Origin of the sequence: Actinacidiphila paucisporea (genome assembly GCF_900142575.1) — a bacterium.
Classification (GTDB): domain Bacteria; phylum Actinomycetota; class Actinomycetes; order Streptomycetales; family Streptomycetaceae; genus Actinacidiphila; species Actinacidiphila paucisporea.
Map to the genome: position 1 here is coordinate 143368 of NZ_FRBI01000007.1, position 26005 is coordinate 169372.

20 protein-coding genes are annotated in these 26005 nt (G+C 72.8%); 16 read left to right on the plus strand and 4 right to left on the minus strand.

What is annotated here, in order from left to right; translation table 11 throughout:
- Positions 1-27: 27 nt before the first annotated feature.
- Entirely contained in the window at positions 28-3780 is a 3753-nt protein-coding gene (locus tag BUE44_RS13705) for a S41 family peptidase (protein ID WP_073497795.1), read from the minus strand.
- A gap of 140 nt (positions 3781-3920) precedes the next feature.
- Between BUE44_RS13705 and BUE44_RS13710 the strand changes: the two genes are divergently transcribed.
- From BUE44_RS13710 to BUE44_RS13755, 11 genes are all read left to right on the plus strand, one after another.
- Positions 3921-4424 (plus strand): GNAT family N-acetyltransferase, encoded by a 504-nt coding sequence (locus BUE44_RS13710; protein WP_073497797.1) that lies wholly within the window; start codon positions 3921-3923, stop codon positions 4422-4424.
- A 134-nt stretch (positions 4425-4558) separates the two neighbouring features.
- Positions 4559-6250: an FAD-binding dehydrogenase gene (locus tag BUE44_RS13715; protein ID WP_073497799.1), complete on the plus strand. Its 1692-nt coding sequence runs from the start codon at positions 4559-4561 to the stop codon at positions 6248-6250.
- A gap of 530 nt (positions 6251-6780) precedes the next feature.
- Positions 6781-8574 (plus strand): glycoside hydrolase family 6 protein, encoded by a 1794-nt coding sequence (locus BUE44_RS13720; protein ID WP_322940044.1) that lies wholly within the window; start codon positions 6781-6783, stop codon positions 8572-8574.
- A gap of 199 nt (positions 8575-8773) precedes the next feature.
- Entirely contained in the window at positions 8774-9949 is a 1176-nt protein-coding gene (locus BUE44_RS13725) for a serine hydrolase domain-containing protein (protein WP_073497801.1), read from the plus strand.
- Between the two features lie 4 nt (positions 9950-9953).
- Positions 9954-10751, plus strand: coding sequence for an SDR family NAD(P)-dependent oxidoreductase (locus BUE44_RS13730; RefSeq protein ID WP_073497803.1), 798 nt, complete (start codon positions 9954-9956; stop codon positions 10749-10751).
- An 836-nt stretch (positions 10752-11587) separates the two neighbouring features.
- The gene (locus BUE44_RS13735) at positions 11588-13006 is read left to right on the plus strand and encodes an ATP-binding protein (protein WP_073497805.1); all 1419 of its coding nucleotides are present in this window, start codon (positions 11588-11590) and stop codon (positions 13004-13006) included.
- Positions 13003-13437, plus strand: a complete 435-nt coding sequence (locus tag BUE44_RS13740) for a roadblock/LC7 domain-containing protein (protein ID WP_073497807.1) — start codon at positions 13003-13005, stop codon at positions 13435-13437. Before BUE44_RS13735 ends, BUE44_RS13740 begins: the two co-directional genes overlap by 4 nt.
- Positions 13434-13793, plus strand: a complete 360-nt coding sequence (locus tag BUE44_RS13745; protein ID WP_073497810.1) for a DUF742 domain-containing protein — start codon at positions 13434-13436, stop codon at positions 13791-13793. Before BUE44_RS13740 ends, BUE44_RS13745 begins: the two co-directional genes overlap by 4 nt.
- On the plus strand, positions 13771-14403 hold the full coding sequence (locus BUE44_RS13750) for a GTP-binding protein (RefSeq protein WP_073497812.1): 633 nt from the start codon (positions 13771-13773) through the stop codon (positions 14401-14403). Before BUE44_RS13745 ends, BUE44_RS13750 begins: the two co-directional genes overlap by 23 nt.
- 5 nt (positions 14404-14408) lie before the next feature.
- Positions 14409-15896: a cytochrome P450 gene (locus tag BUE44_RS38460; protein WP_235002124.1), complete on the plus strand. Its 1488-nt coding sequence runs from the start codon at positions 14409-14411 to the stop codon at positions 15894-15896.
- Complete coding sequence (locus BUE44_RS13755; RefSeq protein ID WP_235002126.1) at positions 15860-16990, plus strand: cytochrome P450 family protein; 1131 nt, start codon at positions 15860-15862, stop codon at positions 16988-16990. The genes BUE44_RS38460 and BUE44_RS13755 overlap by 37 nt, the downstream gene beginning before the upstream one ends.
- A gap of 144 nt (positions 16991-17134) precedes the next feature.
- On the opposite strand, the gene BUE44_RS13760 is transcribed toward BUE44_RS13755, so the two are convergent.
- Entirely contained in the window at positions 17135-17572 is a 438-nt protein-coding gene (locus BUE44_RS13760; protein ID WP_235002128.1) for a type 1 periplasmic-binding domain-containing protein, read from the minus strand.
- Between BUE44_RS13760 and BUE44_RS36425 the strand changes: the two genes are divergently transcribed.
- Positions 17553-18131, plus strand: coding sequence for a hypothetical protein (locus BUE44_RS36425; RefSeq protein ID WP_200804410.1), 579 nt, complete (start codon positions 17553-17555; stop codon positions 18129-18131). The genes BUE44_RS13760 and BUE44_RS36425 overlap by 20 nt on opposite strands.
- Positions 18132-18138: 7 nt before the next feature.
- Here the strand turns inward: BUE44_RS36425 and BUE44_RS13770 are convergent, their stop codons facing one another.
- Together BUE44_RS13770 and BUE44_RS13775 are read right to left on the minus strand one after the other, a co-directional pair.
- The gene (locus tag BUE44_RS13770) at positions 18139-19809 is read right to left on the minus strand and encodes a penicillin-binding transpeptidase domain-containing protein (protein ID WP_073497816.1); all 1671 of its coding nucleotides are present in this window, start codon (positions 19807-19809) and stop codon (positions 18139-18141) included.
- Positions 19810-19906: 97 nt separating this feature from the next.
- On the minus strand, positions 19907-21631 hold the full coding sequence (locus BUE44_RS13775) for a dolichyl-phosphate-mannose--protein mannosyltransferase (RefSeq protein WP_073497818.1): 1725 nt from the start codon (positions 21629-21631) through the stop codon (positions 19907-19909).
- Between the two features lie 149 nt (positions 21632-21780).
- Between BUE44_RS13775 and rsmI the strand changes: the two genes are divergently transcribed.
- The 4 genes from rsmI (at position 21781) to rsmA (ending at position 26000) form a co-directional block, all read left to right on the plus strand.
- Positions 21781-22644, plus strand: coding sequence for a 16S rRNA (cytidine(1402)-2'-O)-methyltransferase (gene rsmI / locus BUE44_RS13780; protein ID WP_073497820.1), 864 nt, complete (start codon positions 21781-21783; stop codon positions 22642-22644).
- Between the two features lie 264 nt (positions 22645-22908).
- The gene (locus tag BUE44_RS13785; protein ID WP_073497822.1) at positions 22909-23769 is read left to right on the plus strand and encodes a TatD family hydrolase; all 861 of its coding nucleotides are present in this window, start codon (positions 22909-22911) and stop codon (positions 23767-23769) included.
- Positions 23770-23815: 46 nt separating this feature from the next.
- Positions 23816-25027 carry a resuscitation-promoting factor gene (locus BUE44_RS13790; RefSeq protein WP_073497824.1) on the plus strand — a complete coding sequence of 404 codons (1212 nt, stop codon included), beginning with the start codon at positions 23816-23818 and terminating at the stop codon, positions 25025-25027.
- A 103-nt stretch (positions 25028-25130) separates the two neighbouring features.
- Positions 25131-26000, plus strand: coding sequence for a 16S rRNA (adenine(1518)-N(6)/adenine(1519)-N(6))-dimethyltransferase RsmA (rsmA, locus tag BUE44_RS13795; protein ID WP_073497827.1), 870 nt, complete (start codon positions 25131-25133; stop codon positions 25998-26000).
- The last annotated feature ends 5 nt before the right edge of the window (positions 26001-26005 follow it).

Consider the following 26005-nt stretch of genomic DNA (forward strand, 5'->3'; position numbering starts at 1 on the left):
CCGGCAGGCCGGGGTGCGAGGACGGCCTCAGAGCGGCGTCGCGGGCGGGCGCGGGGGAAGTGGCGGCCGGGCGCGGTCGGGACGGGTGGAGAGGTCCGGAGGGGTGGCCGCGGGGTGCTGGGAGAGGAGGGTCAGGGCGGTGCGTACGGCGACGTCGAGTTGGCCGTGGCGGCCCTCAGCCCAGTCCAGCGGCGTACGCAGGCACTCGATGTCGGGTGCGACCCCGTGGTTCTCCACCGACCAGCCGTAGGCGTCGAACCAGGCGGCGTTCATCGGCACCGTGATCACGGTGCCGTCGCCCAGGCGGTGGCGGCCGGTCATGCCGACGACGCCGCCCCAGGTGCGCAGGCCCACCACGGGGCCGAGGCCGAGGAGTTTGAACGCCGCGGTGATCATGTCGCCGTCGGAGGAGGTGGCTTCGTCGGCAATGGCGACGATCGGGCCCCGTGGTGCGTTGCTCGCGTACGAGACGGGTTGGGCGTTGCGGGTGAGGTCCCAGCCCAGGACCGTGCGAGTGAGCTTCTCGATGACCAGTTCGCTGATGTTGCCGCCCGCATTGCCGCGGACGTCCACCAGCAGGGCGTCGTAGGCGACCTCCTTGCGCAGGTCGCGGTTGAACTGCGCCCAGCCGGAGCCGCCCAGGTCCGGGATGTGCAGATAGCCGCACCGGCCGCCGCTGAGCCGGCGCACGACCTTGCGGCGTTTGGCGACCCAGTGCTGGTAGCGCAGCGGGCGGTCGTCGATGAGTGGGACGACGGCCACCCGGCGGGGTGCGCCGCGGCCGCCCGGCGGGCGGAAGGTCAGCTCCACGGTGGTGCCGCCGGCGCCCGCGAGCAGCGGGAAGGGGCCCGCGTGCGGGTCCACCGGGCGGCCGTCGACGTGGGTGAGGACGGCTCCTTCGCGGATGCCGGTGCCCGCCAGCGGGGAGCGGGCCTTGGAGTCCGACGACTCGCCCGGCAGAATGCGGACCACCGTCCAGGTGCCGTCCTTGTTGTGCTGGAAGTCGGCGCCGAGCAGGCCGATGGGGCGCTGGTAGTGCGGCGGCCCTTCGTTGCGGCGGGCGGCGGCGACATAGGCGTGGGACGTGCCCAGTTCGCCCAGCACTTCGCGGAGCAGGTCGGCGAACTCGTCCGGCGTGGCCACCCGGTCCACCAGCGGGCGGTACTGGTCAAGGACGGCCGGCCAGTCCACGCCGCACATGTCCGGCGCCCAGAAGTAGTCGCGGGTCAGGCGGCCCGCCTCGGCATAGGACTGCCGCCATTCGGCGCCGGGGTCGACCTCGTGCAGGATGCGGCGCATGTCGACATAGACGGTGGTGTCGTCGTCACCGCGTTCGTTGGCGGGCAGCACCGCCAGTTCGGCTTCGTCATATACCGCGAGCCGGCGGCCGTCACCGCTGACGGAATACCAGTCCATGTGGTGGACCAGCTCGGTCTTCTTGGACTTGCCGAGGTTGAAGAACTCCAGGCTCGGGCGGGAGGAGGGGTCGGTGGGATTGACGAACGTCTCGCCGAGGGCGCCGGAGATCGGCCAGCGCATCCAGACCAGGCCGCCCTGCACCGGTTCGAGTGACGAGTACTTCGACGCGGGCACGGGGAAGGGCGTCACCCGGCTGGGCAGGCCCTCCGCCTCGACGACGACCGGGCCGTCACTGTCGCCGCCGCTCTCGCCCGGGTCGAGGCCGCTGCCGCTGGCGCTGCCGACCGGGCCGCCGTCGACGGGCAGGGCGAAGGGGGACGGCGTGGCCGAGTTGAGCGGCACGAGATACGGGCGGCAGCCGAGCGGGAACGACAGGTCGCCGGTATGGACGTCGTACACCGGGTCGAAACCGCGCCAGGACAGGAAGGCCAGATAGCGGCCGTCGCGGGTGAAGACCGGCTGCTCGTCCTCGAAGCGCCCGTTGGTGACGTCGATGATCGTGTGGTCGGACAATCGGGCGATCTTGATGGAGCGCAGGGAGCGGCCGACGCCGGGATGGGACCAGGTCAGCCACGCCGAGTCGGGGGAGAAGGCGAGGTCGCGGACCGGCCCGTTGGTGGAGCGGATCAGCTCCTTCACCGTGCCGGGCGGGTTCTGCTCCTCAAAGGTGACGTCCGCGGTGCCGGGGTCCGTGTCGTCGTAGCGGGTCGCGCCGCCCCCGTCGGAATTCGCGTCGGTAGCCACGCCGGTGGTCACCAGCAGCAGGCCGCCGTCGTTCGACGCGACCGCCAGGGTGCCGCCGTCGGGTGACGACACCAGTTCCAGTACGCGGCCCAGGCGGCCCACCGCCAGACGGGTGACCGCGTCGGAACTGTCGCCGGGTGGCGGGCCGCTGTCTCCGCCGCCGGCGGCGGCGAGGGTGACGGCGCCGTCGACGTAGGCCACCCGGGTGGAACCGGTTCTGATCATGTGGTCATCGCCCGCCGGAATACGATGATCGCCCGCTTTCGTATGATCATCGCCCGCCGGAATATGATCATCGCCCCCCGCCGTACGCGACCGCGCGCTGCCCACCGGAACCGCACCCGCCCCCGCACCCGCCCCCGCACCCGCCCCCGCACTCGCCCCCGCGCCCGCGTCCGCCGGGGCGCCGGACGGCTCGACGGAGTCCGGAGCAGCGTCCACGACGGCGGCCGCCGCGGCCGCCTCTGCGGCCGTCTCCGGGCCGCGGCTGAGGGCGCGGGAGGCGCGGCCCGGGAGGGGGGCAAGCTCGATGCCGTCCTCACCCTCGGCGTCGGTGACGTAGCCGACGAGGCCGGTGTCGCCCAGCATCGCGGGCAGCCGCACCCGGGCGCCCGCGTCGTCGGCGATGGTGCGGGCCGGCCCGTCGCGGTGGGTGAGCCAGTACAGGCTGCCGCGTACGCATACAGCGCTGGCGCGACCGGACGGGTCGATGGCCAGGCCGTCGAGGTTGGAGGCCGCCGGCACCTGATACCGGCGGCGGCCGCTGCGGGCGCCGCCCAGGCGCATGTCGAGGCGGCGCGGGACGGCGTCGGCCGAGGCCAGGTCCTCGACCAGCCACAGGTCGCCCGCGCACTGGTAGACGACACGCTCGCCGTCGGTGGCCGCATTGCGGGCGTAGAAGTCGGCGTGGTCGGTGTGGCGGCGCAGGTCGGTGCCGTCGGGGAGGCAGGAGTAGAGGTTGCCGATGCCCTCGTGGTCGGACAGGAAAGCGATCCGGCCGGCCACGAACATCGGCGACGCGAGGTGCCCGTCGATGTCCGGCACCAGGCGCTCACCGTGCAGCCACAGCCGTCCGGTCGCGCCGCCGCGGTAGCGCTTCCACGCGTGCGGTTCGTGCGGCGGCGTGCCCGTCAGCAGCAGGGTGCGGCGCTCGCCGCCGGCGTCGTCGTCGCGCACGGCGATGTCCGACACCGGCCCCCAGGGCAGCGGTCCGCCGGGGCCGCACTCGACCGGCACGCTGTGCGCCCAGGTGAAGTAGGAGAACGGCTGCCCGTGGGAGGAGACCGCCAGTACGTGGCCGTCGGGAGTCCATGAGCACACCCGTGTGTCGGCGCTGCCCCAGTACGTCAGCCGGCGTGCGGTGCCGCCGTCGGACGGCACCAGATACACCTCAGGGTCCAGGCTCCGCCAGGTCGTGAAGGCGATCGTCGCCCCATCGGGTGACAGCCGCGGCGGCCCGACCCGCGTACGGTCGGCCGTCACCCGCCACGCACGCCCGGGGGAGCCGCCCGGCGGCCCCAGCGGGGCCACCCAGAGGTCGTCCTCCGCGGCGAAGCAGAGCATGTCGCCGTGCAGGTGCGGAAACCGTAGGTACGCGCCGTCGCTCACTCCACCCATGTTTCGGGGCGCCCGCACGGCCAGCAACTTTTCACTCCCGTGCGCCCCCGAAGTGCCTCGGCGCACCCGGGCGGCCGCCGGGGCGTACGGTCCCGGGGAGGTGCGGGTGATCGGCGGCGGGCCTGTGGCGGGGAGGCGGGGTGCGGGGAGTGGAAGCGGGGGTCATTGCGACGCGGCGGCTGACGCTGGTGCCGTTGGCGGCGCAATATGCCGAGGAAATGGCCGAGGTGCTGGGCGACCCGGACCTGCACGCCTTCATCGGCGGTGCGCCGCGGACCGCGCAGGAGTTGCGGGCGCGGTACGAGCGGTTGGCCGCCGGGTCGGGGGAGCCCGGGGTGTCGTGGTGCAACTGGGTGGTGCGGCTGAATTCCGCGGATCGTCTGACCGGGACGGTGCAGGCGACGGTCGCCGGTGGGCAGGCGGAGATCGCGTGGGTGGTGGGAAGGCCGTGGCAAGGCCGAGGGATCGCGACCGAGGCCGCGCGTGGGCTGGTCGGGTGGCTCGGCGAGCAGGGGGTGGCGGCGGTGGTCGCGCACGTTCACCCCGATCACCGGGCGTCCGCCGCGGTGGCCGCGGCGGCGGGGCTCACCGCCACGGACGAGTGGCACGACGGTGAGATGAGATGGCGGTTGATCATCCGATGAGCCGGGCGCCTGCGGGCGGTGGCAGCAGCCCGGGAGCGCGTGCAGGGGCACTGACCTGGCGGGGGTGGCTCGCGTAACGTGCATTACCACCGAGTAGGTCGTGGGTAATGGGCGCGGGAGCAGGAGGCGGGCGGATGGCACTGGACGCGGACGTCGTCGTGGTGGGTGCGGGTCTCGCGGGGCTGGTGGCCACCGCCGAGCTGGCGGACGCCGGGCGGAAGGTGATCCTGGTCGACCAGGAGCCGGAGGCGTCGCTCGGGGGGCAGGCCTTCTGGTCGTTCGGCGGGCTCTTCTTCGTGGACTCGCCCGAGCAGCGCCGGATGCGGATCAGGGACAGTACGGAGTTGGCGCTCCAGGACTGGCTGGGAACAGCCGGTTTCGACCGGCCCGAGGACCACTGGCCGCGGCAATGGGCGCAGGCCTACGTCGACTTCGCCGCCGGTGAGAAGCGGGCCTGGCTGCGTGCGCAGGGGCTGCGGCTCTTCCCGGTGGTCGGCTGGGCCGAGCGCGGCGGTTTCCTGGCGACCGGTCCCGGCAATTCGGTGCCGCGTTTCCACATCACCTGGGGTACGGGTCCCGGCGTGGTCGAGCCGTTCGAGCGGCGGGTGCGGGAGGCGGTCGCCCGGGGGCGCGTCGAACTGCGGTTCCGGCACCGGGTGACCGGGCTGAGTACGACCGGCGGCGCCGTCGACGGTGTCACCGGCGAGGTGCTGGCGGCCAGCGACGCGCAGCGGGGCACGGCCAGTTCACGGGAGGTCGCGGGCGAATTCGCCCTCAAGGCGCAGGCCGTCGTCATCACCAGCGGCGGAATCGGCGGCAACCACGACCTGGTGCGCGCGGCATGGCCCGAGCGGCTCGGCACACCTCCGAAGAAACTGCTCTCCGGCGTTCCCGCGCATGTCGACGGGTTGATGCTCGGCGTCGCGGAATCGGCGGGCGCCTCCGGTATCAACGGCGACCGTATGTGGCACTACACCGAGGGCATCGAGAACTGGAACCCGATCTGGGCCAGGCACGGAATCCGCATTCTGCCCGGCCCCTCGTCGCTATGGCTCGACGCGACCGGAAAACGCCTGCCCGTGCCCTATTTTCCCGGCTTCGACACGCTTGGCACCCTCGAACACATCATGCGCACCGGGCACGAATACACATGGTTCGTCCTCACGCAGAAGATCATCGAGAAGGAGTTCGCCCTTTCGGGATCCGAGCAGAATCCCGACCTCACCGGGCGCAGTGTGCGGGAGGTTCTCAAACGCGCGCTGCCCGGGGCTCCCGGGCCCGTGGAGGCCTTCAAGCGCCACGGAGTCGACTTCGTCGTGGAGAGCGAACTCGGCGCACTTGTGAGGGGCATGAACGCGCTTACGGGGGAGGACCTGGTGGACGAGCGGGCGCTGCGGCGTGAAATCGAGGCGAGGGACCGGGAGATCGCGAATACGTACACAAAGGATCTGCAGGTCACGGCGATTCGCGGGGCGCGGAACTATATCGGGGACAAGCTCATCCGTACGGCGTCCCCGCATCGGCTGCTCGATCCGAAGGCCGGCCCGCTCATCGCCGTGCGGCTGAACATTCTGACGCGGAAGTCATTGGGCGGGCTGGAGACGGACCTTGACGGGCGGGTGCTCGCGCCTCCGGCGGTCGGCACGGCGTCCGGCGCCGGCGGCGGGCGCGGAGAGCCGCTGGGCGGGCTGTACGCGGCCGGGGAAGCGGCCGGCTTCGGCGGGGGCGGCATGCACGGATACCGTTCGCTGGAGGGGACGTTCCTCGGCGGGTGCATATTCTCCGGGCGGCGGGCGGGCAGGGCCGCGGTGGCGGCCACCGTCTAGGGCCTGTCCGGCGGATCTTGGCGGGCCTGCGACGCCCGACACCGCACCTCGCTGCGTTGTCGAATCATCCTTGTACGACCCGGTACGAGGACGATTCTCCGCCTTGCGATGTACGGCACCGGACGCCGCAGGCTGATCCGCCAAGATCCGCCGGACAGGCCCTAGCGGCTCCCGCGTCTTCGCCCGCGGGCGGCGGTTGGACCGGTGCGGTTCCCGGCGCGCCTGCCGCCGCCCACTGCTTCGGGGCGCGAAGTCGGGGGCGGGGGCGGCGGGGTGAGGCGTCGGATGGGGCGGGGCGCGAGCCCGGCGGGGACGGGCGTGACCTGCGGGGACGGTGGGGGCAGGGGGTAACCGGGCCTGGAGCGGAGCGCCTTGTCGTGCTTCAAGCATTGACAGGAGCAGGACGGCTCCGCACTATGGGAGCGCTCCCACGTTAAGAGCGTGTAACCGAACAATGAATCACCGCACCACCTCCCATGACCTCTCGAAGCCCTTTCGAAGGCCCACCCCCCAATGGAGGTTGTTCGCACATGGCAGTCCCGATAGTCCGACGCAGAACCGCGGCACTGGCCGCAGGCCTGATGGTCGTCGCGTCCGGCGGTGTGGCCGCTGCACTCAGCACCACGTCCGCCTCCGCGGCCACAGCCGGCTGCTCGGTCGCCTACAACGTGAGCCAGTGGGACACCGGCTTCACCACGCAGGTGACGATCACCAACACCGGCCCGGCGCTGACCAGCTGGAAACTCGGCTGGAGCTTCGCCGGCAACCAGCAGATCACCCAGTCGTGGAACGCCACCGTCACCCAGAGCGGCAAGGCCGTCACCGCGGCCAACCTGTCGTACAACGGTGCGGTGGCGACCGGCGGGACGGCGACCTTCGGCTTCAACGGGTCGTACAGCGGCACCAACACCTCGCCGACGGCGTTCACCCTGAACGGTGTCGCGTGCGGTGGCACCAGCACGACGCCGCCGACGACGCCTCCCACGACGCCGCCGACCACCCCGCCGACGACGCCTCCCACGACGCCGCCGACCACCCCGCCCACCACCCCGCCGACCACCCCGCCTCCCGGGCAGAAGGTCGACAACCCGTACGTGGGCGCCAAGGGCTACGTCAACCCTGAGTGGTCCGCGAAGGCCGCAGCCGACGGCGGTCAGAAGGTCGCCAACCAGTCCACCGCCGTGTGGCTGGACCGGATCGCCGCGATCAACGGCGTGAACGGCGGCATGGGCCTCAAGGCCCACCTGGACGCAGCCGTACAGCAGGCGGCCGGTCAGCCGCTGACCATCGAACTGGTCATCTACGACCTGCCGGGACGCGACTGCGCCGCCCTCGCCTCCAACGGTGAGCTGGGCCCGACGGACATCGGCCGCTACCAGACCGAGTACATCGACCCGATCACCGCCCTTGAGGGCAACCCGGCGTACGCGGGGCTGCGCATCGTCAACATCATCGAGCCCGACTCGCTGCCCAACCTCACCACCAACGCGGGCGGCACCGCCGGTTCCACCGACGCGTGCGCGACGATGAAGGCGAACGGCAACTACGAGAAGGGCGTCAGCTACGCACTCGCGAAGCTCGGCGGCCTCGGCAACACCTACAACTACATCGACGCCGGACACCACGCCTGGCTCGGCTGGGACACCAACCTCGGCCCGGCCGCGCAGGAGTTCTACAAGGTCGCCACGACCAACGGTGCCAGCGTCGCGGACGTCCAGGGCTTCATCGTCAACACCGCGAACTACGGTGCGACCGTCGAGCCTTACGTCAAGATCACGGACAACGTCAACGGCACCACGGTGCGGCAGTCCAAGTGGGTCGACTGGAACTACTACGTGGACGAGCAGTCCTACGCGGTGGGCCTCCGGGACAAGCTGGTCTCGCTCGGCTTCAGCTCCAGCATCGGCATGCTGATCGACACCTCCCGCAACGGCTGGGGCGGCAGCGCCCGTCCCACCGGCCCGGGCGCGACGACCAGCGTCGACACCTACGTGGACGGTGGCCGGATCGACCGCCGCATCCACGCGGGCAACTGGTGCAACCAGTCGGGTGCCGGTCTCGGCGCACGGCCGACCGCCGCTCCGGCGACGAGCATCGACGCCTACGTCTGGGTCAAGCCCCCGGGTGAGTCCGACGGTGCGAGCAAGGCCATCCCCAACGACCAGGGCAAGGGCTTCGACGGGATGTGCGACCCGAACTACGCGGGCAACGCACGCAACGGCAACAACAAGACCGGCGCGCTGCCGGACTCGCCGCTCGCCGGTGACTGGTTCTCCGCACAGTTCCACCAGCTGGTGGCCAACGCATACCCGCCGCTGTCGTAACACCTGACCAGCGGATCCCCCCACCGGGCCCGTACGGGGCCGCGCCTGGGTCACATCGACCCGGACCGCGGTCCCGTCACGGGCCCGCCGCATGCCCGGGGCCGTGCTGGGCCCCGGCCTGCCCGGTTGTCGGACCCTTCGTGCACCATTGGGTGGAAAGGCCGCCGTGGCCGGGACGAGGGGAAGGGGGGGCGGGTTCATGGACGTCACCGAGGTGTACGGGTCGGTGGAGCCGGGGTACGAGCCGGTCCGCGCCGCCTTCGCGGGGAATTTCGCGCGCCGCGGGGACCGCGGCGCGGCGGTCGCGGTCTACCGGGACGGGCGGAAGGTCGTCGACCTGTGGGGCGGCACCGCGGCGCCGGACGGGGGCGCCCCCTGGCGGGAGGACACCGCGCAGACCGTGCGGTCCGCGACGAAGGGCGTGGCCGCGGCCTGCCTGCTGCTGCTCCACCAGCGCGGGCAGCTGGACCTGGACGCGCCGGTGGGGGCGTACTGGCCGGAGTTCAAGGCGCGCGGCAAGGAGCGGGTGACGGTTCGGGACGTGCTCGCGCACCGGGCCGGGGTGCCCGCGCTGGACATGCCGCTCACCCCCGGGCAGGCGCTGGACGGGACGTCGGGGCCGCGCGCGGTGGCCGCGCAGCAGCCGCTCTTCCCGCCGGGTGCCGAGCACGGCTATCACGCGCAGACCTTCAGTTGGCTGGCAGGCGAGCTGGTGCTGCGCGCCTCGGGGCGGTCGATCGGGCGCTTCGTGGCCGAGGAGATCACCCGGCCGCTCGGCCTCGACCTGTGGATAGGCCTGCCGGCCGACCGGACGGGCCAGGTCGGCAGGATCGCCGACATCGAGGTGCCCGAGCCCGCGGTGTCCGGCGGGCTGCGCACCCGGGCCAAGCAGTCCGTCCACGACGCCTACGCCGATCCCGACTCGCTCACCCGGCGGGCCTTCGCCGCGATCACCCCGCTGCCCGACGAGAACGACCCGGCGTATCGGGCCGGGGAGCTGGCGGCTTCCGGCGGTATCGCCACCGCCCGGTCACTCGCGCGCTTCTACGCGTCGCTGGTCGGCGAGGTGGCGGACGGGCCGCGGCTGTTCGCGCCCGCGACGGTGACCGCGGCCAGGACCCCGGAGTCGGACGGGCCGGACCGCGTGCTGGTGGTCAACACCCGTTTCGGGCTGGGCTACATGCTGCACGGTCCGGCGTCGCCGCTGCTGGCCCCCGGGTCGTTCGGGCACCCGGGCCGTGGTGGCAGCCTGGCCTTCGCCGACCCCGGTACGGCTGTCGGCTTCGGCTATGTCACCAACGGCATGCAGCGCAACGTCACGGCGGATCCGCGCGCCCAGGCCCTGGTCAGGGCGCTCAGGGAATGCATACGCTGACCCGATGCGAGGACGCTTCGGGGACTTCGGTGTGATCGTCACGGGCGGGGCACGCGGTATCGGTGAGGCCACCGCGCGGCGGTTCGCCGCCGAGGGCGCCGGGGTGCTGATCGCCGACATCGACCAGGAAGGGGCCGAGCGGACCGCCGAGTCGATCCGGGCGGCGGGCGGGCGGGCCGAGGCGGTCGGCTGCGACGTCGCCGACCGTACGTCGGTGGACGCGGCCGTGGCACGGGCGGTGGACGCCTTCGGGACGCTCGACGTGCTGGTCAACAACGCCTACCGGTGCGGCGAGCACCGCCCCGACTTCACCGACGAGGACGACGAGGAGTGGCGGCTCGACCTGGACGTCAGCCTGGTCGGCGCCATGCGCTGCACCCGGGCCGCGCTGCCGCACCTGGCCGCCGCGCCCGACCGGCGGGGCGCGGTGGTCAACATCGGTTCGGTCAACGGGATCTCCTACTTCGGCAACCACTCCTACAGCGCGGCCAAGGCGGGCCTGATGTCGCTGACCCGCACGCTGGCGGTGCATGCCGCGCCCAGCGGAGTCCGGGTGAACCTCGTCGCCCCGGGCACCATCCGCACACCGGCCTGGACGGGCAAGGAGTCGGTCCTGACCGCGGCCGCGCCGCTCTATCCCCTCGGCCGGATCGGCGAGCCGGACGACATCGCGGCCGCCGTCACCTTCCTCGCGTCCCGCGACGCCGCATGGATCACCGGCGTGACGCTGCCCGTCGACGGCGGCATCCTGCTCAGCAACCCCGGGTTCGCGGACGCGGTCGAGGCGGTCACCGAACAGTAGGCCTCGCGCCCGGTGCCCGTGCCGGTGGCCAGCCCCCGCGCCGGGAAGCGACGCCCGCGCCCGCCCCCCCCGCGCGCCCGTGCCGCTGCGCAATATCCCGAGGCCCGGCAATGGACCACGGCTTCCGGGCCCGGCCAGGACGAAGGCGCCCGGCAGTACGCCCGCGCCCGCCGGGCGGCGGGCTTCGGGGGCCGTTGTCAGACCCTCCGCCTACGGTGGTGGCACCGACGGGGGAGGCGGTCCCGCCGCCACGGGGGCGGCGGGGCCGGTCGCGTCGGACGGCGGGCACGTCACGGACGGCGCCCGCGCGCGCGCCCCGCCACCGCACGGGAACGCAGGCGCGGGCGAGGCGGTGGCACGACCCCGCACGGGCGGCCGGCGCCGGCGGCATCGGACGCGCGCGTGCCCGGTGGCGCAACAGCGCCGCGCCGCCGCACCACCGCGCCCCGGCCCCCGCCGGACGGCGTCCGCCCACCCGGGCGTCGTCACGCGCGGCGCACGGGCGCACGCATCCCGTGGCGTAATTGCGCCGAGCGGCGCATCAGCCCCGCGCGCCGGGGGAGGCGCGCTCGGGCAGGACAGACCGCCACGTCAGGCACGGAGGCGCGGGAGACGACCCCGCTTTCGCATGACGAGCTGTCACAACTCCCTCACCAGACGGCCCTTGTTCCTCAGTCAGATGGCTAGGATGATCAGGCAATCCCTTCCCATGGCGGGTGCGCGCGTCGGGTTTTGACCACGCCGACCGCTGTGCGCATTCCGGCGCGCACGCGTGTGTGCCGGGATCCGATGGGCTGCCCCGGTCTGATCGGCCTCCCCGAGTTCCTGAGGATCTGATGACTAGTCACATATCGGGAGTGGTGTTCTGGCCTGTCGCCGCCGTCGCGCTCGTGGCCCTGGTGATGTGGGTCCGGCAGGCGGTCGCCGCGGCCCGGCTCCGCAGACGGCTCGCCGCCACCGAGCAGCAGGTGCGGGACCGCGAGGCGGACGTGCGGATCCGTGAGGCGGAGGTCGCGCACCTGGTCGACGTCCGGTTGCCGGCCGTGGAGTTGGGCGGGCGGCGGCCCCAGCAGGGGCTGCGGGACGGCCGGCTGGCCGGGACGGTCTACGCCGACCGGATGGACCAGGTCGTGAGCCGCTTCGTCGGCACCGTCGAGAAGGCCAGGGTGCGGGCCGACCAGTCCGCCAAGGCCACGCTCAAGGCGGCGATGCGCTCGGTCCAGGCGCTCGCCAACGAGCAGCAGCTGTCCATCTCCGACATGCAGGACCGGCACGACAGCCCGTACGTGCTCCAGGACCTGATGGAGATCGACCACGCCAACTCGCAGTTCGCCCGGCGCGCGCAGGCCATCGCGGTGCTCTGCGGGTCGTGGCCGGGGCGGCAGCGCGCGGCCTCGCCGCTGATCGACGTGCTGCGCGGCGCCAAGTCCCGTATCCGCGACTACCAGCGGGTTGAGATCGGCCAGGGCCCGGACGTCGACGTGATCAGCCGGGCCGTGGAGCCGGTCGTGCTCGCGGTCGCCGAGCTGCTGGACAACGCCACCCGCCACTCGCAGCCGAACACCAGCGTCGAGGTCTCCCTGCGGCCCGCCCACAACGGCACCACGATCGTCATCGACGACGCGGGTGTCGGCATGGACGAGTTGGAGGTCTCGGTCGCTGTCGAACGCCTCGGGGGTGGCGAGAACCTGGACATCAACCGGCTCGGCGACCCGCCGCAGTTCGGCTTCGCGGTGATCGGCGTGCTCGCCGCCCGCTACGGCTTCTCGGTGTCGGTGGACACCAGGTCGCCCTACGGCGGGGTGCGGGCCGTGCTGTTCCTGCCCAAGGCGCTGCTGGTCGCCTCGGGAACCGCCGCGGCCCCGGTGGCCGCCCGCGCGGCGGCGCACCGGCGCGAGGCCGCACAGGCCGAGCTGCCGGTCCGCACGCCGGTACGCGGCCCCGCCGCCGTACCGGCCGCCGCCGGGCACGCGGCCGCCGCCGAACCCGTGCACGAGCGCGCGCCCGGTGACGACGACGTACCCGAGACCCCGATCACCGGAGCCACCGCGGGCGGTCTGCCCAAGCGGCGCAGGCGGGAGGTCAGCGAGCAGCAGTTCGCCGCCCGGCACGCACGCCCCGCGGAACCCGCGGGCGAGGACACCGGACCGATCCGCACCCCCTACGAGACCGCATCCCGTATGGGTGCATTCGCCCGTGGCACGCGCTCCGGGCGCGCGGAATCCGCCGATGACGAAGGGACGACTCAGGAATGAACGACCATATGGCCAACGAACTGGGCTGGATGCTCGACGAGGTCCTGAAGGTCCCGGAGGCGCGGCACGCCATCCTGCTGTCCGCGGACGGCATGCTGCGGGCCCACTCCAAGGGCATCGGCAGGGACGAGGCGGAACGGCAGGCCGCGGCCCTGTCGGGGCTCCAGTCCATCAGCCGCAGCACCGCGGAATTCTGCGGCAAGGACGGTTCGCCCTGGCAGCAGACGCTGGTGGAATTCGCCGGCGGCTACGTCTTCCTGGTCGCCGCGGGCGCCGGCGCGTATCTGGCGGTCTCCTCCACGCAGGACGTGGACATGGAGATGGTCACCTACCGCATGCAGAAGCTCGTCGACCGGCTCGGCAAGGAGCTGACGAGCCCGCCCCGCCAGGACGCGGCGAACTTCCGGCCGGGCACCACCGTTCCGTCATGACCCCGCCGCGCAAGCGGGAGCAGGGGCTCGTGCGGGCCTACGTCGTCACCGACGGACGCGCCCACCCCACGCGCAACACCCTGGACATCGTCTCGCTGGTGAACGCCGTGCCCGGCCGCTCGCCGGCCGGGCTCACCCCCGAGCGGCGCGCGGTGATGGATCTGTGCCGGGGCGGCGCCCTGTCCGTCGCCGAGGTCGCCGGCTATCTGGCGCTGCCCATCAGCGTCACCAAGGTGCTGATCAGTGACCTCATCGACAGCGGCCACATCATCGCGCGGGCCGCCATCCCGAAGGCGCAACTCCCCGACGTCCAGCTTCTGCAGGAGGTGCTCGATGGGCTCCGCGCCCGCCTCTGACCGCGCCCTCGTCCCCCCGGGCGGCACACCCTCCTATGTGGCCGACTCGGTCAGGACCGCGGCCAAGATCCTCGTCGTGGGGCACTTCGCGGTCGGTAAGACCACCTTCGTCGGGACCCTGTCCGAGATCAGGCCGCTGCGCACCGAGGAGCCGCTGTCGCAGGCCGGCGCGCACGTCGACGACCTGGCCGGCGTCCCCGACAAGACCGCGACGACCGTCGCCATGGACTTCGGCCGGCTCACCCTCAGCGACAGCCTGGTGCTCTACCTCTTCGGTGCGCCCGGCCAGAAGCGCTTCACGCGGCTGTGGACCGACATGCTCCAGGGCGCGCTCGGCGCCCTGGTGCTCGCCGACACCCGGCGGCTCCACCAGTCCTTCGACGTGATGGGGCTGCTGGAGGAGTTCGGGATGCCGTACGCGGTCGCGGTCAACCAGTTCGACGGGGCGCCGCACTTCCCCGAGGAGGAGATACGCGAGGCGCTCGACCTGCTGCCGGACACGCCCCTGATCGGCTGCGACGCCCGCGACACCGCCTCCTCCACCAAGGCGCTGATCGCCCTGGTGGAACACCTCCAGACCCGCCCCGCCCTCGCACCCCAGGAGTCCTGACCAGGATGACGTCCCCCACCGCGCCAGAGCCCGTACCGAACCCGGGCTACGCCTCGGCCGAGCCGCTCTCCCCGCCGCCCGGCTGCCCCGCCCACGCCGGCGGCGCCGCGCGCCTCTACGGACCGGAGCACGCCGCCGACCCCAAGGCGACCTTCGCGGCGCTGCGCGCCCAGGGCTCCGTCGCGCCCGTGGAGATCGCCCCCGGCGTCGAGGCCACCCTCGTCCTGGGCTACCAGAGCGCGCTGGAAGTGCTGCGCAGCCCCGAGCGCTTCTCGAAGGACCCGCGCAACTGGCGGGCGCTGGCGGACGGCACGGTGCCGGCCGACAGCCCGGTGGTGCCGATGATGATGTACCGGCCCAACGCCCTGTGGTCCGACGGCGAGGCGCACGCCCGCTACCGCGGGGTGATCACCGACAGCCTCAGCCAGGTCGACCCGAACGCGCTGCGCGGCTACGTCGAGGAGAGCGCCGACGTCCTCATCGACCGCATCGGCGCCCGCGGCCATGCCGACCTGCTCGGCGAATACGGCGCGCTGCTGCCGCTGCTGGTCTTCAACCGCCTCTTCGGCTGTCCCGCCGACATCGGCGACAAGCTGGTCGTCGGCATGTCCGGCATCTTCGACGCCGACGCCGACTCGGAGAAGGCCAACCAGATCCTCGGCGAGGGCATGGCCGAACTCGTCGCGCTCAAGCGGCGCGAGCCCGGCGCCGACGTCACGTCGTGGATGATGGCGCACCCGGCGGGCTTGACCGACGAGGAGATGCTGCACCAGCTCGTCCTGCTGGTGGGCGCGGGCACCGAGCCCGAGCAGAACCTGATCTGCAACTCGCTGCTCCTGCTGCTGTCCGACGACCGCTTCGCCGGCGACCTGGCGGGCGGCAGCATGCCGGTCGACGAGGCGCTCGACGAGGTGCTGTGGGCCGACCCGCCGCTGGCCAACTACGCGGTGCACTACGCGCTCCAGGAGACCGAGGTCGACGGCGTCGAACTGGCCCCCGGACGCCCGATCCTGGTCAGCTTCACCGCCGCCAACACCGACCCGGCGCTCAGCGGCGAGCGGCGCGGCGGCAACCGCGCCCACCTGTCGTGGAGCGCAGGACCGCACACCTGCCCCGCCAAGAGCCCGGCCCGGCTGATCGCGGCGGTCGCGGTGGAAAAACTGCTCGACCGGCTGCCGGACATCGAACTCGACTGCGAAACCGATCAGTTGGAGTGGCGGCAGGGTCCCTTCCACCGGGCCCTGGTCGCCCTGCCCGTCGTCTACCCGCCGATCACCGTCACCGCGCAGGCCGCCGCGGACGAGACCCCTGGAGCCACCGCATGGACAACCGAGCCCACCCCGCCGACCCTCCCGCCACTGACGCAGCCGGCCTCGGCCCCCTCGTCATCGACCCCGCAGGGCGTGACATCCACGCCGAGGGAGCCAGGCTCCGCGAACGCGGCCCCGCGACGCTGGTGGAGCTTCCTGGTGGGGTCCAGGCGTGGGCGGTAACCGACCAGGCGCTGCTCAAGGAGCTGCTGACCGACCCGCGGGTCTCCAAGGACCCGCGGCAGCACTGGACGGCCTGGGCCAACGGCGAGATCACCCCTGACTGGCCGCTGTTCACCTGGGTCGCGGTCACCAACATGTTCACCGCCTACGGGGGCGACCACCGGCGGCTGCGCAAGCTGGTGTCGATGGCCTTCACCGCCCGCCGCACCGAGGCGATGCGCCCCTGGATCGAGCAGCTGACCGCCGACCTGCTCGACGGCCTCGCCGGGACACCGGCCGGCGAGCCGGTCGACCTGCGGGAGGCGTACTGCTACCCGATCCCGATCCAGGTGATCAGCCGGCTCTTCGGCGTCGAGGACGAGGCGACCAGCAGGGAGCTGCGCCGGCTGGTCGACAACATCTTCAACACCGCCATCAGCGCCGAGGAGGCCGTCGCGACCTTCGCCGGCATCCACCAGGTGCTCAGCGGCCTGGTCGCGCTCAAGCGGGAGACGCCGGGCGACGACCTGACCAGCGTGCTCATCTCCGCCCGCGAGGAGGACGGCTCCCGGCTGACCGAGGGCGAACTCGTCGACACCCTGATCCTGATGATCAGCGCGGGCCACGAGACCACCGTCAACCTGCTCGACAACGCTGTCCACGCCCTGCTCACCCACCCCGACCAGCTCGAACTGGTCAGGACCGGCAAGGCGAACTGGAGCGACGTGATCGAGGAGACGCTACGGGCCGAGGCGCCGGTCGCCAGCCTGCCGCTGCGCTACGCGGTCGACGACATCGAGGCCGGCGGGGTACGCATCAAGAAGGGCGAGGCGATCCTGGCCTCCTACTCCGCCGCCGGGCGCCACCCCGCCTACCACGGGCCGACCGCCGACCGCTTCGACGTCCTGCGGGTCAACAAGGAGCACTTGGCCTTCGGTTACGGCGTCCATCGCTGCCTGGGCGCGCCGCTGGCCCAGCTGGAGGCGGAGGTGGCGCTGCCCGCGCTCTTCGCCCGCTTCCCGGGCCTGGCGCTGGCGGCTCCCACCGAGGAGCTGGAGCCGGTCGAGTCGTTCATCTCGCACGGCCACCTGCGGCTGCCGGTGCTGCTGGGCTGACCGCCCCAGACGCCGGTGCCCCCGTCCGCGGTCGCCGCGGGGCGGGGGCACCGGCACGTCCGCCAGGTGACCGGTTGCGTCCACCGCCGTCCGGCGCGGCGGCCGGAGGGGGAGAAGCGAAGAAGCCGACGTGGCGCCGGGCGCTCAGACCCGGTCGAGCCAGATCACTATCCCGGTGAGGTCGTTGAGGACGGCCGCGACCCCCGCACGGATGGATGCCGAGCACCGCTCGGTGGTGAAGGACGCGGGATCGTAAGTCGAGGACATGCCGAGTCCCTCGCCGCGGAAGGACGCGCCGGACCAGTCGACAGCGGTGACGTTCTGGGTGGGTTCGGCCAGCTCGGCCCCCACGACCAGGAACTGCTGCGAGAGATGGTTCGGGGTGACCGTCGCCAGCGGGTCGACCAGGTCGTTGCCCGCGCTGACGATGAGGTCGGGACGCATGCCGAGGGCTCGGGTGATGCCGGGGGCGAGGTCGGCCGGTCCGCCTGCCGTCACCGTCCTGAGGTCGACGTCCTCCTCCCGCGACCACTCCCGGTCCGACGACGCCGAGCAGATCAACGTGGACCGGCGACTCGGCATCCGGGTCAAGCTGCGGGTCAGCGGTGAACTGCGGCCGGCTCTGCGGGTCGAGAACCCTCACCTCGACTACTCAGGCACGTCGAACCCCTTCGGCAAGGGCAGCGCGACGGTCACGTACACGATCCACAACACCGGCAACGCCATGCTCTCCGCCCGGCAGAAGGTGTCCGTCGCTGGACCCTTCGGACGGCTGCGCACCGACGCGGGCAAGGTCGCCGCATCGCCGGAACTTCTGCCGGGGGAACGCTGGAAGGTCACGGTGCCCGTCAGTGGCGTCGCCCCCGCCGGCCGGCTGACCGCGACTGTCACCCTCACGCCGCTGCTCACCGACGCCTCGGGCACCACCACCCCCCTCGACAGGTGCACGGCACCACCGGCGGCTGGGCGCTCCCGTGGGTGCTCGTGCTGCCGGCCGTCCTCCTGGTCGCGGCTGCCGTCGTGGCACTCCTCGTCACCCGCCGCAACCGCCGCCGCCGCAGGCAGGACGAGGACGACCGCGTGCAGGAAGCCGTCGAGAAGGCACTTGCGCGAGCGGGAGCCGCATCAGCACGTTGATTGATGCGGTATCAGGAGGCGCGCAGGACGTCCGCGACGATCGGGCCCGCGGACTTGTTGCCGTGGTCGCCCTGCACGACCATCGCCGCCGCCGCCACATGGCCGCTGTAGGCGGTGAACCAGCCGGTCGGGAGATCGTTCTTGTTTTCCTCCGCCGAGCCGGTCTTGGCACCGTAGGGGCTGTTCACGCCGGTCAGCAGGCCCGCGGCGGTGCCGTCGGTCGCCGTCAGCTGCATCATCGACATCAGGTTCTGCCGGACGGCGTGCGGCAGCGGGGTGGTGCCGAGGTGCTGCCGATTCTCGATGAGGTTGGTGTCCTGCAGGATCGACGGCTGGTGGAATTCGCCGTCCCGGACGGTGGCGGCGACCGACGCCATGTTCAGCGTGTTCATCAGCACCTTGCCCTGGCCGATCATCTCCGACGTCATCTCGTCGCCCGTGCCGCCGGGGATGCTGCCGTCGGTGGTGCCGGTGCCCGTGTACCAGGGGCGGGCGTCGCCGACGAGCCCGAAGTACTTCCTGCCGACGTCCGTCAGCGAGGTCGGGGTCAGATACTTCGAGAGCCGGATGAAGCCGGTGTTGCAGGACCGGGAGAAGTCCCAGCCCAGTGTGGCGTCCTGCTTGTCGGGCGTGACGTTGTGGTAGGGCTTGCCGCCGATCGGCGCGTACCCGTCGACGCACTGCGACCGGGTCTGGGGCGTGATGTGCTGCGGCGAGAGCATCAGCGCGGTCGCCGTCACGATCTTGAAGGTCGAGCCGGGCGGCTGGAGGGACAGCGCGTAGTTCGTGCCACCGGGCGGGTTGGCCGCCATGGCGAGGATCGAGCCGTCGCGGGTGTCCAGCGCGGTCACCCCCGACTGCCCGTACTTCCGGACCGCCTTCTCGGCCGCCGCCTGGATGCCGGCGTCCAGCGTCGTCTTGAGCTTGGCGTTCTTGCCCGGTGCGACCGTGTAGAGCGTCTTGACGAGGTTGCCGCCGTCGTCGGTCACGTAGGTCTCGATGCCGGCGGTGCCGCCGAGCTTCGCGTTCGCGTACCGCTTGCGCAGGTCGGTGAAGACGTCGGTCAGGCCCGGATACTGCGCGGCCGTCATCGTCTTGCCGTGCCGGTCGACCAGGTCCAGGTCCGGTGACGTGGCAAGGCCCGTGACCAGGGACAGCCCGTCCTTGAGGTCGGGCTCCAGGACGCTGGGCGCCCACTTGACGGCCGGATCGCCCACCGTGTTGCGGCCGACGGTCAGGGTCGAGCCGTACGTCCAGATCTTCGGTGCGAGCTGCTGGTAGGCGACGGTCGCCTGCACCGTGAACGAGACGGTGACACCGGTCGCGCCCGCGGTCGCGGTCGAGTCGGTCGCGCTGCCCGTCGGTGTGGCCGTCGCCGTGACCTTGGTGATGCTCGCCTTGTTCCGGTACTCGGTCAGCGCGGTCGTCGCCGTCCCGACCGAGTCCGTCAGCTTGGCGGCCTTCGCGTCGTCGCCGGCCGACCACGCGGCCAGGAAGTCCGTCGCGGTGTCGGTGACGTCCTTGCTGCTGAGCGGTTCGTCCCTGCTGGTCGTGGCGGCCGGCTTGGTGCCGGTGCTGCTGCCGTCCAGACCCGTGTAGATGTTGTACGCGCCGTAACCCGCGACGCTCACCATGCAGACGAAGACCGCACTGATGACGCCGGTCTTGACCCCCCGTGCCATGGGCACCGAGACCCCCCTCCACCCACCCCCTGAACGCGTTCAAATGAGCGCGCTCCCACCGGCACTCTACCCGGGTCACCTGTGGGCCGTCGGGGGATCACACCCAGGAGTCGAACCACATCCTGGCCTGCCAGCCGGTGTAAGGGATGGTCGTGCCGGTGTAGATGGGGAAGAAGTAGATGAAGTTCCAGATGATCAGCAGCACCAGGGTGCCCGCACCCACCGCGCCCCACATCCGGCGGCCCTCGCCGGAACCCGGCGGGCCGAGGAAGGCGCCCACCATCATCGCCACCGCCAGGCACAGGTACGGCACGAAGGCGACCGCGTAGAAGTAGAAGATCGTGCGGTCCTGGTAGTGGAACCACGGCAGCAGGCCCGCGCCCAGCGCGCCCAGGACGGCCCCCGCCCGCCAGTCGCGGCGCATGATCCAGCGGTAGAGCAGGTAGAGCAGCGCGAAGCACGCCGACCACCACAGCAGCGGGGTGCCCAGCGCCAGGATCTCCTTGGAGCACCCTCCCGCGCTGTGGCAGCCGTCCTGGCCGAGCTTGGGCGACTCGAAGTAGTACGACACCGGGCGGCCGAGGACCAGCCAGCTCCACGGGTTGGACTGGTACGGGTGGGGAGTGTGCAGCGTCACATTGAACTGGTAGACCTCGTACTCGTAGTGCCACAGACTGCGCAGCGGCCCCGGGATCCACGACCAGGTGCCACTGCGGCCGTCGGCCCAGTGCCGGTTGTAGGCCTTGTCGGACATGAACCAGCCGGTCCACGTCGCCAGGTAGGTGAGCAGCGTGACCGGGATCATGGTCAGCACCGACCAGCCGAAGTCCTTGCGCAGCATCGCCAGCCACGGCCGCCGGGCGCCCGCGACGCGGCGCGCGCCGATGTCCCAGGCCAGCGTCATGACCACGAAGAAGGCCAGGAAGTAGAAGCCGTTCCACTTGCTCGCCGCAGCAAGGCCGAGGAAGACCGCCGCGGCAATACGCCACGGGCGCCAGCCCATGCCGACCCGTTCGCCCACCTGCCGGTCCGGCCCCGCCCAGCCCGACCCGTCCACCGGCAGCGCCCGCGCCAGCCGCGCTCTGGACCAGTCGCGGTCCACCAGCAGGCAGCCGAAGGCGGCCAGCGCGAAGAACATGATCACCAGGTCGAGCAGCGCGATCCGGCTCATCACGAATTCCAGGCCGTCCACCGACATCAGCACCCCGGCCAGGCAGCCCAGCGCGGTGGAGCGGAACAGCCGGCGCCCGATACGGCACAGCATCAGCACCGCGAGGGTGCCGAGCACGGCCATCATGAAGCGCCAGCCGAAGGGGTTCATGCCGAACATCCACTCGCCGAGCGCGATCACCCACTTGCCGGCCGGCGGGTGCACCACGTAGCCGGGCGCATCGGACAGCGGGATCGTCTGGGGGTGGCCCAGCAGGTCCGGGTTGGTGATCTTGGCGTCCGGCCAGGTGCCCTCGTAGCCGAACTGGAGCAGCGACCAGGCGTCCTTGGCGTAGTACGTCTCGTCGAAGACGACCTCGCGGGGCGTGCCCAGGTGCCAGAAGCGCAGCGCGCCGGCGAAGACCGCCACCAGGATCGGGCCGAGCCAGCCCGAGATCCTGGCCAGCAGATACGACAGCTCCTGGCTCGCGCCCAGCGACCGCCACATCCGCGTCCCCGGCTCGGGGAAGGGCGGAACCAGGCGCTCGCGGGTGTCGGTGCGCGGCCTCTCCGCATAGCCGAACCTGCGCAGCCGCTGCGCCCAGGGGCTCGGATGCAGCTGTGCCAGAACAGCCTCGGCGGCCCGGTCCTGCGTCGCGGTCTCACTCGTCACCGGCCCATCGTAGGGAACGCCTCTGAAAATGTGATGAGGTCGGCGCCCGGCGCCCCTGTTTGTCCGCAAACCCGTGAGCCGGCTGTGCGGCCGGGCCGGGACGCCGGCGGGGGAGACCGGGCGGTCGCCGCGAGTGGGAAGCTTGGCGGGTGACCACGCAAGCCGCAGGCGTCCTCGTACTGGCCGGAACCCCCATCGGCGACCCCGCGGACGCCCCGCCGCGGCTCGGCACCGAGCTGACCGGCGCCGATGTCATCGCCGCCGAGGACACCCGGCGGCTGCGCCGGCTCACCCAGGCGCTCGGCATCGAGCCGACCGGGCGGATCGTGTCCTACTTCGAGGGCAACGAGACGGGCCGCACGCCCGAACTGGTCGAGGCGCTGGCCGGCGGCGCCCGCGTGGTCCTGGTCACCGACGCCGGGATGCCCTCCGTCTCCGACCCCGGCTACCGGCTGGTCGCCGCCGCCGTCGAGCGCGGCATCACCGTCACGGCGGTTCCCGGCCCCTCCGCCGTGCTGACCGCGCTGGCCGTCTCCGGGCTGCCGGTCGACCGCTTCTGCTTCGAGGGCTTCCTGCCCCGCAAGGCGGGCGAGCGGCTGGCACGACTGCGCGAGGTCGCCGCGGACCGCAGGACGCTCGTCTACTTCGAGGCCACCCACCGCATCGACGACACGCTCGCCGCCATGGCCGAGGTCTTCGGCGCCGAGCGGCGCGGCGCGGTCTGCCGCGAGCTGACCAAGACCTACGAGGAGGTCAGGCGCGGCCCGCTGGCCGAACTGGCCCGCTGGGCGGCGCAGGACGGCGTACGGGGCGAGATCACCGTCGTGGTCGAGGGCGCGCCCGCGCCCGGGCCCGCCGACCTCGACCAGGCCGAGATCGTCCGCAGGGTCGCGGCGCGCGAGGCCGCGGGGGAGCGGCGCAAGGAGGCCATCGCCGCGGTCGCCGCGGACGCCGGGCTGCCCAAGCGCGAGGTCTTCGACGCGGTCGTGGCCGCCAAGCACGGCGCGGTGTGAGGATTCCCCCACCGGCCCACCGGCCCACCGGCGGGCCGCGCACGGCCTCCGTGAGCGATGCGGACCGGGTCACGCGCGCTGAGCGTGGAGCGTGGATCGCGCACGAGGCGCCGCGCCGCCGGACCCCCTGCGCCCCTGCAGCTCGGGCACGCGCACAAGGCCGGCGAGGGCGACATCACGGGGCGGTCGGCCTTGCCGCCGGTACATTGCCGGCGGTGGGCCTTGCCGCCGGTACATTGCGGGCGGGTCCCTAGGATCGGGGGCATGCCAGACAGGGACAGCAAGAAGCCGACCGCACCGCCGCCGGCGCCCGAGCCGCTGCGGGTGGCGGTCGCCGACTCCCACACCCACCTCGACATGCAGTCGGGCAGCGTCGCCGACGCCGTTGCCCAGGCCGCGGCCGTCGGCGTCGACACGCTGGTCCAGGTGGGCTGCGACCTCGCGGGGTCGCGCTGGGCCGCCGAGACGGCCGCCACCTGGGACCGCATCTGGGCCACGGTGGCGCTGCACCCGAACGAGGCGCCGCGCGTGGCGGCCCGCACCTCCGGCGGAGGCAGGCCCGGACTCGACGCCGAGATCGACGCCATCGACGCGCTCGCCGCCCTGCCGCAGGTCCTCGGGGTCGGGGAGACCGGCCTCGACTACTTCCGTACGGGACCCGAAGGGGTCGAGGACCAGCAGCACTCCTTCCGCCGGCACATCGCCATCGCCAAACGCCACGGGAAGGCGCTGGTCATCCACGACCGGGACGCCCACGCCGACGTGCTGCGCATCCTCGCCGAGGAGGGCGCGCCCTCCACGGTGGTCTTCCACTGCTACTCCGGCGACGCGGAGATGGCCAAGGTGTGCGCCGAGCGCGGCTACTACATGTCCTTCGCCGGGACCGTCAGCTACAAGTCCGCGCAGAATCTGCGGGACGCGGTCGCCGTCGCCCCGCGCGAACTGCTGCTGGTGGAGACCGACGCGCCCTTCCTGACCCCGGTGCCCCATCGCGGGCGGCCGAACGCGCCCTACCTCATCCCGGTCACGCTGCGCGCGATGGCCGCCGCCAGAGGGGACGACGAGGACCTGCTCGCGGCCGCGATCGCCGCCAACACCGCACGGGCCTTCGGTTACGACACGTGACGTAAATGCCGCATATCGCATTTTTTGTGCTTTAAGGTCCGACGTCGTGAGCATCCACCTCGCCGGACACGCGCGCAGGCTCGTACCGCAGACACTCGTCGTGGCGGTGCTCGCCGGCGGCGCCGGGGCGTATGTCGCGGCCGACAAGACCGTACGGCTCAGCGTCGACGGCCGGGAGCGGACCGTCCACACCTTCGCCGCGGACGTCGCCGGCGTCCTGCGCCGGCAGCACATCGCGGTCGGCGGGCACGACATCGTGGCGCCCGCGCCCGGACGGCCGCTGCACGACGGGGACACCGTCGCCGTGCGCTACGGCCGCCCGCTGACCCTCTCGCTCGACGGGCGCCGCCGCCGCGTCTGGACCACGGCGACCACCGTCGCCGCGGCCCTGCGGCAGCTCGGCGTCCGCGCCGACGGCGCCTTCGTCGACGCCTCCCGCGGCGCCGCCATCGGGCGGCTCGGGCTCGCGCTGTCCGTCCGCACGCAGCGCCGCGTCACCGTCGTCGCCGACGGCCGCGCGCACATCGTGCGCACGCACGCGGTCACCGTCCGCGGGGCCGTCGCGGACGCCGGCCTCGTCCTCGGCGCCGAGGACACGCTGTCGCCCGCCGCGGGCAGTTTCCCGGCGGAAGGCCTCGCTGTGACCGTCGTACGCGTCAGGACCTCGCAGTCCACCCGCCGCGAGCCGGTGCCCTACGGCGTCGTACGCCGCCGGGACCCGTCTCTGCCCCGCGGGTCCACCGCGGTGTCCGTGGCAGGGCGTCCCGGGCTGCGCGAGGTCAGCTACGCCGTCCGCACGGTCGACGGCGTGACCGGCTCCACCCGCGTCCTGCGCGCCACCCTCGTCCTCGCGCCGGTCACCGAGGTCGTCCGCGTCGGCACGTCCGCGCCCTCACCCCGCCGGCACCGGCACGCCGCCCCCCGTCGGCACGGCAAAGACCAGCCCGGCGCCGACCGGTCCGGCGTCGACCCGCACGGCTCGGACCTGCCCGGAAACGACCTGCCCGGGACCGACCGGTCCGGCCTCGACTGGCACGGCCTCGCCCTGTGCGAATCCGGCGGCCGTCCGAACGCCGTCGACCCCAGTGGGCGCTACGGCGGCCTCTACCAGTTCGACGTCCGCACCTGGCGGAGCCTCGGCGGCCGCGGCCTGCCCCAGAACGCCGGCGCGGCGGAGCAGACCGCCCGCGCCCAGCGCCTCTACGCCACCCGGGGCGCCTCCCCCTGGCCGGTGTGCGGCCGCCACCTCTTCCGCTGACCGCCCGCGGCGCAATGTCCGGACCGCGGGTGCCACCCGCCGGGAGGAGGCCCCGGGAATCGCCTGGCCGGGCAGGGCGGGAGAACCGATTAGCCTAGGGCGCGTGAGTGGCACTGAGAGCGACGCCCTGCTGGGCCCCGCGGACGTCAGGGAGCTGGCCGCGGCGCTCGGCGTGCGGCCGACGAAGCAGCGCGGGCAGAATTTCGTGATCGACGCGAACACCGTACGGAAGATCGTGCGGACCGCGGGGGTCGGGCCCGACGACACGGTCGTCGAGGTGGGCCCCGGGCTGGGCTCGCTCACCCTGGCGCTGCTGGAGGCGGCCGCGCACGTGACGGCGATCGAGATCGACGACGTGCTGGCCGCGGCGCTGCCCGCCACGGTGGCGGCACGGCTGCCCGGCAGGGCGGACCACTTCGACCTGGTCCACAGCGACGCCATGGCGGTGACCGAGCTGCCGGGCCCGCCGCCCACCGCCCTGGTGGCGAACCTGCCGTACAACGTCGCCGTCCCCGTCCTGCTGCACATGCTCGCGACCTTCCCGGGCATCGAGCGCACGCTCGTGATGGTGCAGTCCGAGGTCGCCGACCGGCTCGCCGCCGGGCCGGGCAACAAGGTCTACGGCGTGCCGTCCGTGAAGGCGAACTGGTACGCCGACGTCAAGCGGGCCGGCGCCATCGGGCGCAGCGTCTTCTGGCCCGCGCCCAACGTCGACTCGGGGCTGGTCGCGCTGGTGCGGCGCGACCCGCCGCGTACGTCGGCGAGCCGCCAGGAGGTCTTCGCGGTGGTCGACGCCGCCTTCGCGCAGCGCCGCAAGACGCTGCGGGCCGCGCTGGCGGGGTGGGCCGGGTCCGCCGCGGCCGCGGAGTCCGCGCTGGTCGCCGCCGGGGTGTCCCCGCAGGCCCGCGGTGAGGCACTGACGGTCGAGGAATTCGCCGCCGTCGCAGAACACAAGCCGCAGCCGCAGTCGTAGCCGTA